General features: G+C 62.7%; 16 protein-coding genes. 7 read left to right on the top strand and 9 right to left on the bottom strand.

Annotated elements, in window-relative coordinates:
• Positions 1 to 94: 94 nt before the first annotated feature.
• The gene (locus tag ACE3OA_RS05040) at positions 95 to 850 is read right to left on the bottom strand and encodes a TSUP family transporter (protein WP_374308553.1); all 756 of its coding nucleotides are present in this window, start codon (positions 848 to 850) and stop codon (positions 95 to 97) included.
• A 103-nt stretch (positions 851 to 953) separates the two neighbouring features.
• Here ACE3OA_RS05040 and ACE3OA_RS05035 point away from each other — a divergent pair, with 103 nt between their 5' ends.
• The 3 genes from ACE3OA_RS05035 to ACE3OA_RS05025 all read left to right on the top strand — a co-directional run bounded on the left by ACE3OA_RS05035 (position 954) and on the right by ACE3OA_RS05025 (position 4,087).
• A complete protein-coding gene (locus ACE3OA_RS05035; protein WP_374308551.1) occupies positions 954 to 1,853 on the top strand; it encodes a LysR substrate-binding domain-containing protein in 900 nt (299 codons plus the stop codon).
• 90 nt (positions 1,854 to 1,943) lie between these two features.
• On the top strand, positions 1,944 to 2,840 hold the full coding sequence (locus tag ACE3OA_RS05030; protein WP_374308549.1) for a DMT family transporter: 897 nt from the start codon (positions 1,944 to 1,946) through the stop codon (positions 2,838 to 2,840).
• A 5-nt stretch (positions 2,841 to 2,845) separates the two neighbouring features.
• On the top strand, positions 2,846 to 4,087 hold the full coding sequence (locus ACE3OA_RS05025; protein WP_374308547.1) for an MFS transporter: 1,242 nt from the start codon (positions 2,846 to 2,848) through the stop codon (positions 4,085 to 4,087).
• Here ACE3OA_RS05025 and ACE3OA_RS05020 read toward each other — a convergent pair.
• Genes ACE3OA_RS05020 through ACE3OA_RS05005 form a run of 4 tightly spaced genes read right to left on the bottom strand, consistent with a single transcriptional unit; the run spans position 4,063 to position 6,444 of the window.
• Positions 4,063 to 4,512 carry a DoxX family protein gene (locus ACE3OA_RS05020; RefSeq protein ID WP_374308545.1) on the bottom strand — a complete coding sequence of 150 codons (450 nt, stop codon included), beginning with the start codon at positions 4,510 to 4,512 and terminating at the stop codon, positions 4,063 to 4,065. The genes ACE3OA_RS05025 and ACE3OA_RS05020 overlap by 25 nt on opposite strands.
• A complete protein-coding gene (locus tag ACE3OA_RS05015) occupies positions 4,509 to 5,276 on the bottom strand; it encodes a putative DNA-binding domain-containing protein (protein ID WP_374308542.1) in 768 nt (255 codons plus the stop codon). The genes ACE3OA_RS05020 and ACE3OA_RS05015 overlap by 4 nt, the downstream gene beginning before the upstream one ends.
• Positions 5,263 to 6,141 carry a DUF692 domain-containing protein gene (locus tag ACE3OA_RS05010; protein ID WP_374308540.1) on the bottom strand — a complete coding sequence of 293 codons (879 nt, stop codon included), beginning with the start codon at positions 6,139 to 6,141 and terminating at the stop codon, positions 5,263 to 5,265. The genes ACE3OA_RS05015 and ACE3OA_RS05010 overlap by 14 nt, the downstream gene beginning before the upstream one ends.
• Positions 6,142 to 6,153: 12 nt before the next feature.
• Positions 6,154 to 6,444 carry a DUF2282 domain-containing protein gene (locus ACE3OA_RS05005; protein ID WP_374308538.1) on the bottom strand — a complete coding sequence of 97 codons (291 nt, stop codon included), beginning with the start codon at positions 6,442 to 6,444 and terminating at the stop codon, positions 6,154 to 6,156.
• A 186-nt stretch (positions 6,445 to 6,630) separates the two neighbouring features.
• Here ACE3OA_RS05005 and ACE3OA_RS05000 point away from each other — a divergent pair, with 186 nt between their 5' ends.
• The 3 genes from ACE3OA_RS05000 (at position 6,631) to ACE3OA_RS04990 (ending at position 8,615) form a co-directional block, all read left to right on the top strand.
• Entirely contained in the window at positions 6,631 to 7,182 is a 552-nt protein-coding gene (locus ACE3OA_RS05000) for a sigma-70 family RNA polymerase sigma factor (protein ID WP_374308536.1), read from the top strand.
• A complete protein-coding gene (locus tag ACE3OA_RS04995; RefSeq protein WP_374308534.1) occupies positions 7,179 to 7,817 on the top strand; it encodes an NrsF family protein in 639 nt (212 codons plus the stop codon). Before ACE3OA_RS05000 ends, ACE3OA_RS04995 begins: the two co-directional genes overlap by 4 nt.
• Before the next feature lie 75 nt (positions 7,818 to 7,892).
• Complete coding sequence (locus ACE3OA_RS04990) at positions 7,893 to 8,615, top strand: Crp/Fnr family transcriptional regulator (RefSeq protein WP_374308532.1); 723 nt, start codon at positions 7,893 to 7,895, stop codon at positions 8,613 to 8,615.
• A 2-nt stretch (positions 8,616 to 8,617) separates the two neighbouring features.
• On the opposite strand, the gene ACE3OA_RS04985 is transcribed toward ACE3OA_RS04990, so the two are convergent.
• From ACE3OA_RS04985 to ACE3OA_RS04975, 3 genes are read right to left on the bottom strand one after another with little or no spacing between them, the layout of a single operon-like run.
• The gene (locus ACE3OA_RS04985; RefSeq protein ID WP_374308530.1) at positions 8,618 to 9,220 is read right to left on the bottom strand and encodes a CDP-alcohol phosphatidyltransferase family protein; all 603 of its coding nucleotides are present in this window, start codon (positions 9,218 to 9,220) and stop codon (positions 8,618 to 8,620) included.
• Positions 9,220 to 10,011 carry a CDP-diacylglycerol--serine O-phosphatidyltransferase gene (gene pssA / locus ACE3OA_RS04980; RefSeq protein ID WP_374308528.1) on the bottom strand — a complete coding sequence of 264 codons (792 nt, stop codon included), beginning with the start codon at positions 10,009 to 10,011 and terminating at the stop codon, positions 9,220 to 9,222. The genes ACE3OA_RS04985 and pssA overlap by 1 nt, the downstream gene beginning before the upstream one ends.
• Before the next feature lie 27 nt (positions 10,012 to 10,038).
• A complete protein-coding gene (locus ACE3OA_RS04975; protein WP_374308526.1) occupies positions 10,039 to 10,731 on the bottom strand; it encodes a phosphatidylserine decarboxylase in 693 nt (230 codons plus the stop codon).
• A gap of 203 nt (positions 10,732 to 10,934) precedes the next feature.
• On the opposite strand from ACE3OA_RS04975, the gene ACE3OA_RS04970 reads away from it, so the two are divergent.
• Positions 10,935 to 11,405, top strand: a complete 471-nt coding sequence (locus ACE3OA_RS04970; protein WP_374308524.1) for a hypothetical protein — start codon at positions 10,935 to 10,937, stop codon at positions 11,403 to 11,405.
• A gap of 8 nt (positions 11,406 to 11,413) precedes the next feature.
• Here the strand turns inward: ACE3OA_RS04970 and ACE3OA_RS04965 are convergent, their stop codons facing one another.
• The gene (locus tag ACE3OA_RS04965; RefSeq protein ID WP_374308522.1) at positions 11,414 to 12,547 is read right to left on the bottom strand and encodes an Ig-like domain-containing protein; all 1,134 of its coding nucleotides are present in this window, start codon (positions 12,545 to 12,547) and stop codon (positions 11,414 to 11,416) included.
• Positions 12,548 to 12,699 lie beyond the last annotated feature (152 nt).

The raw sequence follows: 12,699 nt of genomic DNA, 5'->3' as shown, positions 1-12,699 counted from the left end.
TAAACTGACCCTCGGTCCAATCGATTCACTGGCTGCAAGGATACGGGGGTGGCGCGGGAAAGTCACGGGAGCAGGATATGAATTGTGCCTTACCTCACAACATGATGGCGAGGCCGCGCAGCAGGTAGATGCCGCCGATGGCGACCGCCAGCCAGCGCGTCCACAACTGGAAGGCCCGGTTGCTGAGCCTTTCCAGAACAAAGCGGGCCAAGCTGGTACCCGCCATCGCCGTGACGATGGAGATGCCGAAGATCCATAGCGGCACCTCGGCATCGACCTCGGCCCGGGTCGCCACCAGGGTGAAATAAAGCAGCTTCAGGAAATGGCCGATGGTCTGGGAAAAAGCCTTAGTCGCCACGATCTGGCGCCGGTCGAGATCGGTACGGAAGAAGAAGATGTCGAGCAGCGCCCCTGAAACGCCCGTCACAACATGGATCGTCATGACGATGCAGCCCAGCAGCAGCGGCGCGAAGGGACGGCGGATATCGGGGGCGAGTTTCGGCGGCACGGCCACGGCCAGGAACGGCACCAGGCCTAGGCCGATATAGACCCAGGCCGTGGGTGGTTGAAAGCTGATCCAGGTCAGGATGCAGAAGGCGACGAGGGAACCCAGGATGTAACCGGGCATGACCCGCCACAGGATCAACCGGTACCAGAGGAGCGCGCGCCATCCGTTCGACGTCATCTGGGTTACGGCATGAAGGCTCATCGCCGCCGGCACCGGCAGCACCATGAGCAGCAACCCCATCAGAATGAGGCCGCCCAGCATGCCGAAGATGCCGGAGAGGAAGGATGTCCCCAGCACGGCCAGGACGAGGATGACGGCGGTCAGGGTGGTGGCGACGGTCATGGCGAGCCCCGAAATGCGACCCCACGGCTATGCCTGCAGACGGCTTTCGCCGCCATCGCCGATATGCCAGACTAGCCCAAGTTTTTGTTGGGGTAAGATTTCAATGACACCATCCTTGAAGGGTCTGAAGGCGGTCGAGGCTGCCTTGCGCTTGGGCAGCTTTGTAGCCGCGGCCGACGAACTCAATGTCACCCAGACGGCGATCAGCCGGCTGGTGAAGCTGGTCGAAGGGCAGATCGGGCAGACCCTGTTCGAGCGTCACGCCAATTCGCTGGTCCCGACCCCGGCCGGCCGCAGCCTCGCCCCCCTTCTCGACGACGCTTTTCGCCGGCTCGAGGCAGCGGTCGACAGCGTGCGGCGTACCACCCTGCCCGGCCTTTCCATCGCCGCGGGCCCCACCTTCGCCATGCGCTGGCTGATCCCGCGCCTGCAGCATTTCCAGCGCCAGCATCCGGGCATCGAAGTGCGGCTGGTGACGGCGATCGACGATCACGTGGCCTTGCGGCCCGATTGGGCGGCAACCATCCGCCTGAGCAGCGCGCCATTACCCGGCCTGATGGCGGAACCGCTGTTCAGCGCCGCCCTCTTCCCGGTCGCCGCGCCGGCGCTGGCGGAGACCATCAGAAAACGATCCGACCTGCAGCACCACACCTTGCTCGAAGTCGCCCATGCGCCCAAGGAATGGCCGCGATGGCTGGCGGAAAGCGGGCTCGATCCGGCGCGCTTCCGGCGTCGGCTCTCTTTCGACTATTCGACCTATGCCATCCAGGCAGCGCTTGACGGGCTGGGTATCGCCTTGGTGCGGGCACCCTATGTGCAAGACGATCTCGATGCCGGCCGGCTGATCCGCCTGTTCGATCTGGCACTGGTCGATCCAGGCCGCGCCTGGCACCTCATCTACCGCGCCGAAGCCTTGCAGGACGCCCCCTTCGTCGCCTTTCGCGCGTGGCTGCTGGCCGAGGTGCAGCGCAGCGCCCGAAGCGAGGGCAGGCAGGACGGCTAGTTTGCTGCATATCTGCCATGAGGGTGCCGACCCTTGCCGCCGATGGTGCGGCCACTATGCTGCGGTCACGTTTTCAGGGAAATGAGTTCAATGTCCGACAATGCCGCCACTTTGCATCGCAAGGGGACCTTGCTGGTGGTCGCCGCCGCCATTTGCTGGAGCCTTGGCGGCCTGATTGCGCGCCAGATCACGGCAGAGGCCTGGGTCATCGTCGGCTGGCGCGGTGCGATCGCCGCCATTGCCCTCCTCATCTTCCTGCTGATACGCGACGGTCGCGGGGCCTGGACGCATTTCCGCAACATGGGACCGGGCGGGATCGGCGTCGGCCTCTGCTTTGCCGCGGCTTCGATCTCCTTCGTGATCGCCCTTCAGCATGCAACCGTTGCGCTGATCCTCGTCGTGCAATCCACCGCGCCCCTCATCGCCGGCCTTCTCGCCTGGATTTGGATGCGCGAGCGTCTCGGCTGGCCGCGCATCCTTGCCATGCTAGTGGCCTTGGGCGGCATTCTGCTGATGGTCTCGAAGGCGGAAGGCCATGCCGATGCGCTCGGCATGACGCTCTCGGGCGTCATCGCCGCGAGCTTTGCCATCGCCACCGTGCTCACCCGCCGCTACAGCCATGTGCGCATGACGCCGGCCACATGCCTGGGGACCGCGATCATGGGTGTCATCGGCTTTGCCATGGCCGGCACGCAGGCGCTTGATGTATCGAACAGCGATCTCTTCTACCTGTTCCTGTTCGGCGCGGTGCAATTGGCCATCGGCCTTATCCTCTTCACCACGGGGGCACGGCTCATCCCGGCTGCCGAAGCAGCCCTCATTTCGTTGGTGGAGACTGTGCTCGGCGCCTTCTGGGTCTTCCTGTTCCTCGATGAAAACCCAGGTATCTACGCGCTCTATGGCGGCGCATTGGTGCTTGGCGCCGTGGCCGGCAATACGCTCTATGACCAGCGCCGCGCGGCGCGTCAGCCACTTAACGTCGCCTGATCGTGATGATTCCGCTTACCCGCGGCACCGTCATTCGTGCGCTTGGGCCTTTCGCGGCGGGCTATTTCACCTCCTACCTCTTCCGCGTCGTCAACGCCGCGATATCCGACGATCTCATTGCCGAACTCAGCCTGAGCAATACCGATCTCGGCCTGATGACGTCGATGTATCTCTACGGCTTCGTGCTGTTCCAACTGCCTCTGGGCCTGCTGCTCGATCGTTTCGGCCCGCGTCTGGTGCAGACTTGGCTGTTGCTGGTAGCAGCCATTGGTGCCGGACTCTTTGCCCTCGGGCAGGACACGGCAAGCCTTGCCGGCGCGCGCCTGCTGATCGGCATCGGGCTTGGCGGCTGCCTGATGTCGGCCTTCAAGGCGAACGCCATGTGGCTGCCGCCCGAACGCCTCGCCCTCGGCAATTCCGCGGTCGTCACTTTCGGCGGTCTCGGCTTCCTGTGCGGCACCTATCCCGCCAACCTCGCCGCCGACCTCATCGGCTGGCGGGCGCTGTTCGGCATTCTCGTCGTCTTCACGCTCCTCGTCACGACCGCCATCTTCTTCTTAGTGCCCCGGCGCGACGACGATCATCATCCGGTAGCGCTCAGCACGCAGTTGCGCGGCTATCTCGGCATTTTCAAGGATGGGATCTTCTGGCGCGTGACACCGATGGTTGCCGCCATTTCCGGCACCTTCATCGCGGTTCAAACCCTGTGGGCGACGCGCTGGATGAGCGGCGTGATGAACCTCGACCGACATGCCGCCGGCCAGCAATTGATGATCCTCGGCCTCGCCTTTGCCGTGGGTTCGCTCTCCACGGGTCTCATCGCCGACGCAGCACAACGCCGCGGCATCGGGCTCAAGACCATCGTCGCCGGCGCTTTCGCGCTTTATGCAGCAGCACAGCTTGCCATGATCTTGGCGCTGCCTTTGCCCTTGCCCGTGATTTGGGTCGTCTATGGCTTCACCGGGCAAGCCGCCAATTTGGGCTATGCCACGCTCGGCGCGCATTTCGGCCGGCAACTTGCCGGGCGCGCGCAATCGGCCGCCAATCTGATGCTGTTTCTGGCATCCGCGCTCTTCCAGTCCTCAATCGGCTGGGTGCTCGATCATCTGGCCGCCGAACCGGCCATGACCAAGGCCGACGCCTATGCAATCGCCCTGGGGACCCTCCTTGTCCTGCAGGTCCTGGCCTTCTCTTGGTACGTCAGCGGCCGCTATGCCATCGGTCACCGCGACAATGCCGGGCGCTGAATGCCCCGCCGATCCAGAAGATAGTCCAACGAAATCCGCCCCGAGCCGAACTTCATCAAGAAAAGCAGAGACGCCGCCCAGACGGCATGCGTATCGAAGGCCGCCGGATAGACGAAAATCTCGATCACCAACGTCATGGCGAAGAGTGCCAAGGCGGCAAAGCGCGTTGCCAGACCGGCAAAGAGCAGCATCGGTGCAGTGAGTTCCATGGCCATCGCCATGGGTGCCGCCAATTCAGGCGGAATCAGCGGCAGCTGATACTCGTATTGGAACAGGGCCAAAGTATTGCCACTGTCCCAGCCTTCGAGCTTCAGAAGGCCGGAACGCAGGAACACGACACCGATCCCGAGCCTTGCCAGCAACGCGATGAGGTCGGTTGGAATGCTGTTGAAGATGCTGATCAGCCGGTTCAAGAAAATGGTCACTGGATCTCCGGATCTTCGGCAAAGCTGTAGCCGGTGAAAATTTTGTGGCGCAGCAGGCTGGCCAGGGTTGGCGTAAGGTCAAAACGTTCGTCGGCATATGTTGCCGCGGCACTGGCATCGGCCAGCGAGGCGCCACGACCGACTGCATGCAAAAAGGCCGCTGCGCCGGGGGCCAGCGGTACCAGCAGAACGGTGCTCCCGGGGCGAACGATCAGCACATCCTCGCCGGGCGCGTCGGCCGCAACATTGATCGACGCGCCTTCAAGAGCATTGGCCCGCCAGATGGAAAGAATGGGGAAGTGCGAGCGCAGAACATGCGCGGTCGGATGCAGCGCAAAGACCAGCGCAGCCATGCTTTCCGGTGCGACGTCGCCGAGGGTCGTCGCATCCAATGGACTCGCCTCCGCTCCATGCAGAGAAACATGCTGATGCCACTCCAACCGCGCTATGTCCGGGAGACAGGCGAGAGGCCGCGGATGGTCGAGCGCTGCGAAGAAGTCCGGCAGACGCGCGCCATATTCCATCAGTATGGGCGATTGCGGTGGGTGCGCCTCAATGAAGGATAAAGCACCGTGACGAAAGCTATCGGAACCCAGCAGGCGCCGGCTCACGGGAAAGCGGGCTTCCAGGCATGCCAGCAGGCCCGCAAAAACATTATTACGGTGAATTGCAAAGCGGCCGGACGGCGTCACCCAGCCGGGTAGGTCGATATCCCGTGACCAGATCGCAGATGCAAAAGCTGATTGAAGATCATTCGGCTGCACGGGCGGCTCCTTCCCCGCAAATGAGATCGGCCAGGGCTGCCTCGCTGCACAAGATCTTCCAATCAGGGAGATCATTGTCCCATTCGATGAGTGTCGGCATCGGACCGGTACGTCCGATCGCATGGCGGTACAGGTCCCACACGGCCGACACCACGCGCGCGCCGTGGGCATCGATCAGGACCTGCCCACCTTTGGAATCGACTTCGACAGCATGACCGGCCAGATGAATTTCACCGACAGCTTGCAGCGGATAACTGGATAGGTAGCGATAGGGGTCGTAACCGCAATTGGCGGCCGAGACATGAACGTTGTTGATGTCGAGCAGCAATCCGCAGCCGGTGCGTTGCACAAGCTCGCGCAAGAAATCCGTCTCCTCCACGTCGCTTGCGGCACAATTCAGATAAAGTGACGGATTTTCGATCAGAATGGACCGCCCGAGAGAGTCCTGCGCCTCAATTACATGGGATGCGAGCCGATTCAGCGACATCTCGGTGTAGGATATCGGCAGCAGATCGTTGAGATAACGGCCGCCATGACTCGACCAAGCGAGGTGCTCGGAAAACAGGGCTGGCTGGTAGCGGTCGATGAGGTCTCGCAGTCGCGCAAGATGCAGACGATCCGGCCGGTCGACACCCCCCAACGACAGCCCGACACCATGGAAAGACAGCGGGTATAGAGAGCGAATGGCCGTCAGGTTCCTGTGCTGCGGTCCCCCGGCACACATGTAATTTTCCGGATGCACCTCGACCCAGGCGACCTCATGCGGCGCCGATAATGCATCGGCATAGTGCACCGGCCGCAGCCCGATCCCGGCGCGAGCCAGGACCGGGGCAGTCGTATCGCCAACTTGACAGAAAGGCGACAATGGGCCGCTCGCTCAGGACTTCATCGGCATCAGCGAGCCCGCACGATCACTGCCGTCCGGCAATTTGATCATCGTCGATTCGCAGCTGCCCTTGGGCACAAGCTTCCAGGCCATTGGGTCGTAATCGACCTTTGACTGACCGGCGCAAGAGCTTCCGCCGGCCGAGGCACAGTCATTCTTCCCCGCCAAGGCGACACCGAAACACTTCTCTTTCTCGCCATCGGCTAAGACTGGCGTGCTGGCCAGGCTGAGCGCGGTCAACAGGGAGCCTGCGATGGCAAGGCTGGCAGTGCGGCGGTTCATAAGCAATTCCTCCTGGATCGATTGACCCTATTGGGCCCTACGGAGGCTGTTTCGCCTGGTTCAAGCTTTCTGTTACGGAGTCTGGGAGAAAAATCGAAACAGTTTACCGGCGCCATGGCATTCTTCATGATGCTGTGCGGCGCCGTGTAACATTCGGGCCCGGCGGACGTATCTGGATATGCAGGTGTGAAGGAATTGGAAGACGAGTTGGCCAACTGGATGCGCGCCGCCCAGGCGGGGGATGCTGCGGCCTATCGCCGTCTGCTGTCCACGCTGGCTGACTTGCTGCGTCGCTGGGTCAGGCGCGAACTTGCCCGTCAGGGCTATGGGATTGCCGACGCTGAGGATATCGTGCAAGAGACACTGCTGGCCATTCATCTGAAGCGCGCGAGTTGGGACGCCGACCGGGCGATCCTGCCTTGGTTGCGCGCCGTCACGCGGCACAAGCTGATCGACAATTTGCGGCGCCGCGGGCGCCGCGTGATGGTGCCGGTGGACGATGTGCTGGAAACACTCGCCGCCCCCGAGCATGAGGAGACCTTGTCGAGCGAAGCATTGGACCGGCATCTGGCAACCCTGCCGCCGGGCCAGTCCCAGGTCGTTCGTGCCATTTCCATCGACGGGTTGTCGCCGGCGGAGACCGCCAAGCGCCTGACTCTGAGCGAAGGGGCCGTGCGCGTGGCGCTGCATCGCGGTCTCACCGCGCTCGCCAAGGCCGCCAGAAGGAGCGAGACGTGAATACCGACGACCTCATCGGCAGCCTCGTCGCGGATAGCAGCCGACCGCCGGCCTCGCCCAAGCGCGCATTCGGCCTGCTGTTGCCGCTTGGGGTGATCGCGGCTTTCTGCCTGTTCGTCCTTGTCCTGGATATGCGGCCGGATTTTCGGTCGGCCCTCGGGAGTTGGCGATACCTGTTCAAGATTGCCGTGGCAGCCAGCATTGCACTGTTCGGCCTGGTTCTGCTGTTTCGCTTGGCGCGGCCGGAACAATCGGCGAAGCACCTTGCCCGCTGGATTCTCTTCGCACTCGCACCGCTCGGCCTTGGAATGGCAATCGAGGCCGTCTCGGTGCCAATGAGCCAATGGCCGGAAAGCGCCATGGGTTACAGGGCGCTCTATTGCCTGTTGCTGGTGCCGCTGATCTCCCTGCCGCCATTGGCGGCCGGGCTTTTCACCCTGCGGCAGGGAGCGCCCCAATCGCCGATGGGTGCCGGCGCGGTCGCGGGGTTTGCTGCCGGCGGGCTGGGCGCCTTGATCTACGCTCTCCACTGCAACAACGATTCGCCTTTCTATGTCGCCATCTGGTACCTGGCAGCAATCGGGATCGTCACGTTGCTGGGTGCAGCTATCGGACGGTCGCTGCTGCGCTGGTAGCGTCTGATCCCGTTCCTGTTGAGTTCCACATCACGGCTGGTTGGCGGAACGTAGGCTTTCGACTATGCTGCCGGCATGGGAACGACTCAGACACAATCCGTTGAACGCACCTTGCGCGCTTTTGCGCTGCTGGAGGGCATTGCCGAGGCTGAATTGAAGGCTTTGGAGGCCCGCTGCCGCTGGCGCAGTTGTGACAAGGGGCAGACAATCCTCGATAAGGGCGCCACATCCAGGGATGTGTTTTTTGTGCTTAAAGGTTCCGTCGCCGTCGTGACCTTTTCACCCTCCGGCAAGGAAGTGACCCTGGCCACCGTGAAGCCTGGCGAATCCTTCGGCGAGCTTGCCGCGATTGATGAACAGCCGCGCTCGGCCAGCGTCACCGCAATCGAGAAGTCCGAGCTCTGCATCATGCCGCCGGAAGTCTTCCTGGAACTGGTGCGGACCAACGCCGTCGTTTCGTTCCGGCTGCTGCAGCGGATGGCGCGTCTGGTGCGCCAGAGCGGTCTGCGGATCATGGAATTGTCGACCCTTCAGGCTGCGCAGCGGGTCTATGCCGAATTGTTGCGCATGGCGCAGCCGGAAGCAGCCGTGCCCGGCCTTTGGGTCGTTCGCCCCCTGCCCCCGATGCATGAGATTGCCGGGATCACCAGCACCACCCGCGAGACAGTGAATCGTGCGGTCAGCCAGCTTTATCCAAGCGGTCTGCTGAAACGCAAGGGCCGCAACCTCTATCTGATGGACAAGACCAAGCTGGAAGAGCTGGTGCAGACCATCCAGGCTCACCACGCCCACAAATAGCCTCAGCGCAGCGCCCGCAAAGTCGCCGCGATGCGGGTTGCGGTGGTGATCCAGCAAAGCGCCCCGAAACACCAGGCCAGTAGGCCGAATGCGCTGGGCCAAAGCAGCATCAGGACAAAAACGAAAAGTGTCTCGCTGCCTTCGGTCAGGCCACCGAGATGGGCAAAGCCTTTCTTGGCCGCCGGTACGTCCGGCAATTTGCGTTGTGCCGCAATGATGGCATAGGCTAGGAAACTGGTACCGGTGCCCACAAAACTGAAGATAAGAAAGGCCGCCGGCAGTGCCGCACCCGGCTGTGCCACGGCGCAGGCAAAGACGAAGCCGGCATAAAAGAGGAAATCCAGCACGATATCGAGATAGGCGCCACGGTCGGTCGGTGCCTTGCGCCGTGCAAGTGCTCCATCAAGCCCATCGCAAAGGCGATTGGCGAAAAGGAGCATGAGGCCGAGGATCGGCGCATCAAGGGCGATTGCCAGCATCGCCATAAGCCCGAACCCGAAACCCACCCAGGTGACCTGGTCTGCGTTGAGCCCGGCCTTCTCGGCCGAACCGGCGATACGCTCAAGATATGGATCGATGCGCCGGCGCAGGGCGCGGTCGAACATCAGTCGCGATCCGCTTCGGCTTCCGTAACCACATGTTCCGGTATCGGTCGCTGTGCCTGCAGGCGGCGCTGGGTGCGATAGGCGACCGGCAAAGTCGAGAGATAAAGCACCAGCGTGAAGAACAGGGTGGCCCAGGGCACGCTTACCAACAGCGAAGCATAGGCGACGACACCGATCATGGTGGGGAGGACCCAGGCCTGGGTCACCCGCACGCGCTTGAAGGAGAAGGTCGGCAAGCGGCTGACCAGCAGGCCGGCGACGACAACAAGGAAGATACCCACAAAGGCTGGGGCCCGAAGAAAGGCGAGGTCGAATTCAAGCCAGGCAATAAGCGGCATCAGAACCAGCCCGGCACCTGCCGGGGCCGGCACGCCGGTAAAGAAGCGGCTGGTCCACGCCGGGAGGTCGGCATTGTCGAGCTTGGTGTTGAAGCGCGCCAAGCGCAGCGCCATGCAGGCGCTGAAGGCAAGCGTCAAAGCCCAGCCGATACCCTTCACCTCTTGAGTGCTCCACAGGAACATGATCATCGCGGGCGCGACGCCGAAGCTGACGAAGTCGCTCAAGGAATCCAGTTCGGCCCCGAACTTGCTGGAAGAATCGAGCAAGCGGGCGATCCGGCCATCAAGCGCATCGAACACGGCTGCAATCAGGATGGCGATAACCGCATGCTCCCAGCGGTCGAGCAGCGCGAACCGAATGCCGGTCAGGCCCGCGCAAAGCGCGAAGATGGTGAGCATGTTGGGAATGAGGCGATTGATCGAATGGTCGCGCAGCCTGTTGCGTCGGATCATGGCTTTACTCCTTGGCGTCAAAGACGCTCAGCGCATCTCGCCGAGCCGGGCCGCTTCTTCAGAACGGAAATCAGCCAGCACGGTTTCGCCGGCAACTGCCTGCTGACCAACGGCGACCAATGGCTGCACTCCGTCAGGCAGATAGACATCGACGCGGCTGCCGAATCTTATCATACCGTAGCGTTCGCCCGCGCGCAGTCTTTGCCCGGTCTTGGTCCAGCTGAGGATGCGACGCGCGACCAGACCCGCAATCTGCACCACGACGATATCATGCCCATCATTGGTACGCAGATGCATTGAGCTGCGCTCATTTTCGTCGCTGGCCTTGTCGAGTGCCGCGTTGACGAACTTGCCCGGCCGGTAGGCGACGCCGATGACCTCGCCATCGACCGGCGCGCGGTTGATATGGACGCTGAGGACGTCCATGAACACGCTGATACGGGTTCGCGGCCGTTGATCGAGGCCCAGTTCCGCCGGCGGAACGGCCGGCTGGATCATCTGCACGACGCCGTCCGCCGGACTGATGATAAGGCCTGGCCGATTTGGGGTGATGCGGTCCGGGTCGCGGAAGAAATACGCACACCATAAGGTAAGCAACAGGCCGACAAAGCCAAGTGGCTCAGCGATCCACCACAGAATGACGGTGACGGCCGCAAAGATGGCCAGAAAGGGCCACCCGGCGCGATGGATCGGGTTGAAAAACTTAGGGGTCAAGATCATCCCTCGCTGGATCTATGCTGCAAATGCGCTGCAAGCAGCGTCATTCCGGCTAATACGCTGATTTGCCACAGATCGCCCACCGCGTCACGAGCGAAATCCCGCGCCACCCAGGCACTTTTTCTAACCAATCTGGGTCGGCTTTTACACATCGTTAAGCGAGACGACCTAGCATCACTCGCGAACGCAACAAAGGATTCGTCAGAGTGAGCAATTCGATCCTGCCGATGCTGGCCAATAGCAAGCTGCCGCCAGGTGTGGATCATTTGCACATCACGACGGAGGGTACTGTCCGCCTGGGCCGCGGCGGCGAATTGATCGAATTCGGCTTCAGCTTCATGGACGTTCCCTTCACCGCCAGCACACGCCAAGTCCAAACCGGCCCGGTCGTCCAGGTTTCGGGCGAGATCGCGCCCCTGCCCTACTCGGCCGAAGGCCTGGTGGTGCGCCGGTCAGCCATGGCGATCATCGACGCCAGCCAGGAACTGGCCCATGCACGTCTTGCCATCAGCAAGCACAAAACCATCCTTTGCGTCGGCAAGGCGCCTTTCTCGATCCCGGCGACGCCGGTCGACCTCATCTCCTCGGTTGCCAGCATCATTCTGGAAGTGAAGCCGTTCCTGCAGATCCTGGCCGAAATCCTCCCGACCTGGCCGAAGCCCGCCGTACAAGGCTGAGATGTGATCTATTGCGGCAAGGTCAAGACCTGGCCGGGATAGATGAGATCCGGGTCGCGCACCCGCTCCTTGTTCGCTTCATATATCACGGAGAACCGCAGCCCGTCGCCATAGGTGCGCCGCGCCAGGCGCCACAGCGAATTGCCGGGCTGCACCACGATCTGCGATCCGCTGGGCGTCAGCGCGGCAAAATCCGGCTGCTCGATCGGCTGCACGATGCGCGCGATGACCTTGCCGTCCGCACCGACCTGATCGACGCGCAGCTCGTGACGGCCGATGCTGAGCGGTTCGCTGGGGACGAAGCTCCAGCGGCCCTGGGGATCAGCCGTAGCTGATCCCATTAATTTGTCATCGAGATAAAGGACGACCTTGCTGTCGGCGGGAGCCCGACCGGCAAGCGACATCTGCCCCTCCTGGTCAAAATCGACCACGTCCAATGTCGGCGCCTTGACCGGACCGGTCGGCGCATCCGCTGCCGGACTTGATGTCGGCATATTGAGAATTTCGCTGGGGCCATCGCCATTCTGCGGAACCGAGAGTGCCAAAGCGCCGGCCGGGGCAGCGACGGCATTCCCGGCGATATCCTTCGCCGGCGCGGGCACCACGACGATGACCATGCGCTCGGACGGCTTGGCGGCACCGCCTTGAACTTGCGCCTGCAAGGTGAATTTATGCTCACCAGGAGCGACCGCGCTGTTGGGCAGCAGCACCCAGTCGCCGCGATCGTCCGCCTTGGCTGAGCCGATCACTTTGCCATCATCGAGCAGGGTGACGGTTGCGCCGGGCTCGGCACGACCGGCAATCACGGCATCGCCGTTGGGATTGACGCGCACGACGTCAAAACTGGGCGCGGTGGCCCCCTCGCCCGGCTGCGCGGCGCTGTTGGCCACCACTGCGGTGCCGCCAGCCGTTCCTGTCGCCCCAGTGCTCGCAATCTCGGTCGCAGTGCTGCCGGTCGTGGGCGCCGCAGCGCCGTCGGTCGCACCGGGTTCGCCCGCAGCCAAGCCGCTTCCGGCCGCCGCCGGCGGGGTCTCGGAATCGGTCGCGTCGTCGCCCTCCTGCTGGGCGATAGAGTAGATCAGACCGGCAGCCACCACGACGACCGCAGCGCCCGTCACGCCGATCAAGGCCAATCTCGACATTTACCTTCCCCGTTTACCATTCTCGGCCCGACCCCTCGGGCGTGTTATTGGCAAGCTAATCCCATGTCCCGGCGCCCGCAATCGCCATACCACACCGCGATGGCCCGGGCCGGGATCGTCATTGAGGGGATGGTCATTGAACTGACGCCAAA

It is taken from the genome of Dongia sp. (assembly GCF_041906375.1).
In the GTDB taxonomy this organism is placed as follows: domain Bacteria; phylum Pseudomonadota; class Alphaproteobacteria; order Dongiales; family Dongiaceae; genus Dongia.
This window is presented reverse-complemented; position numbering and strand designations above follow the sequence as displayed.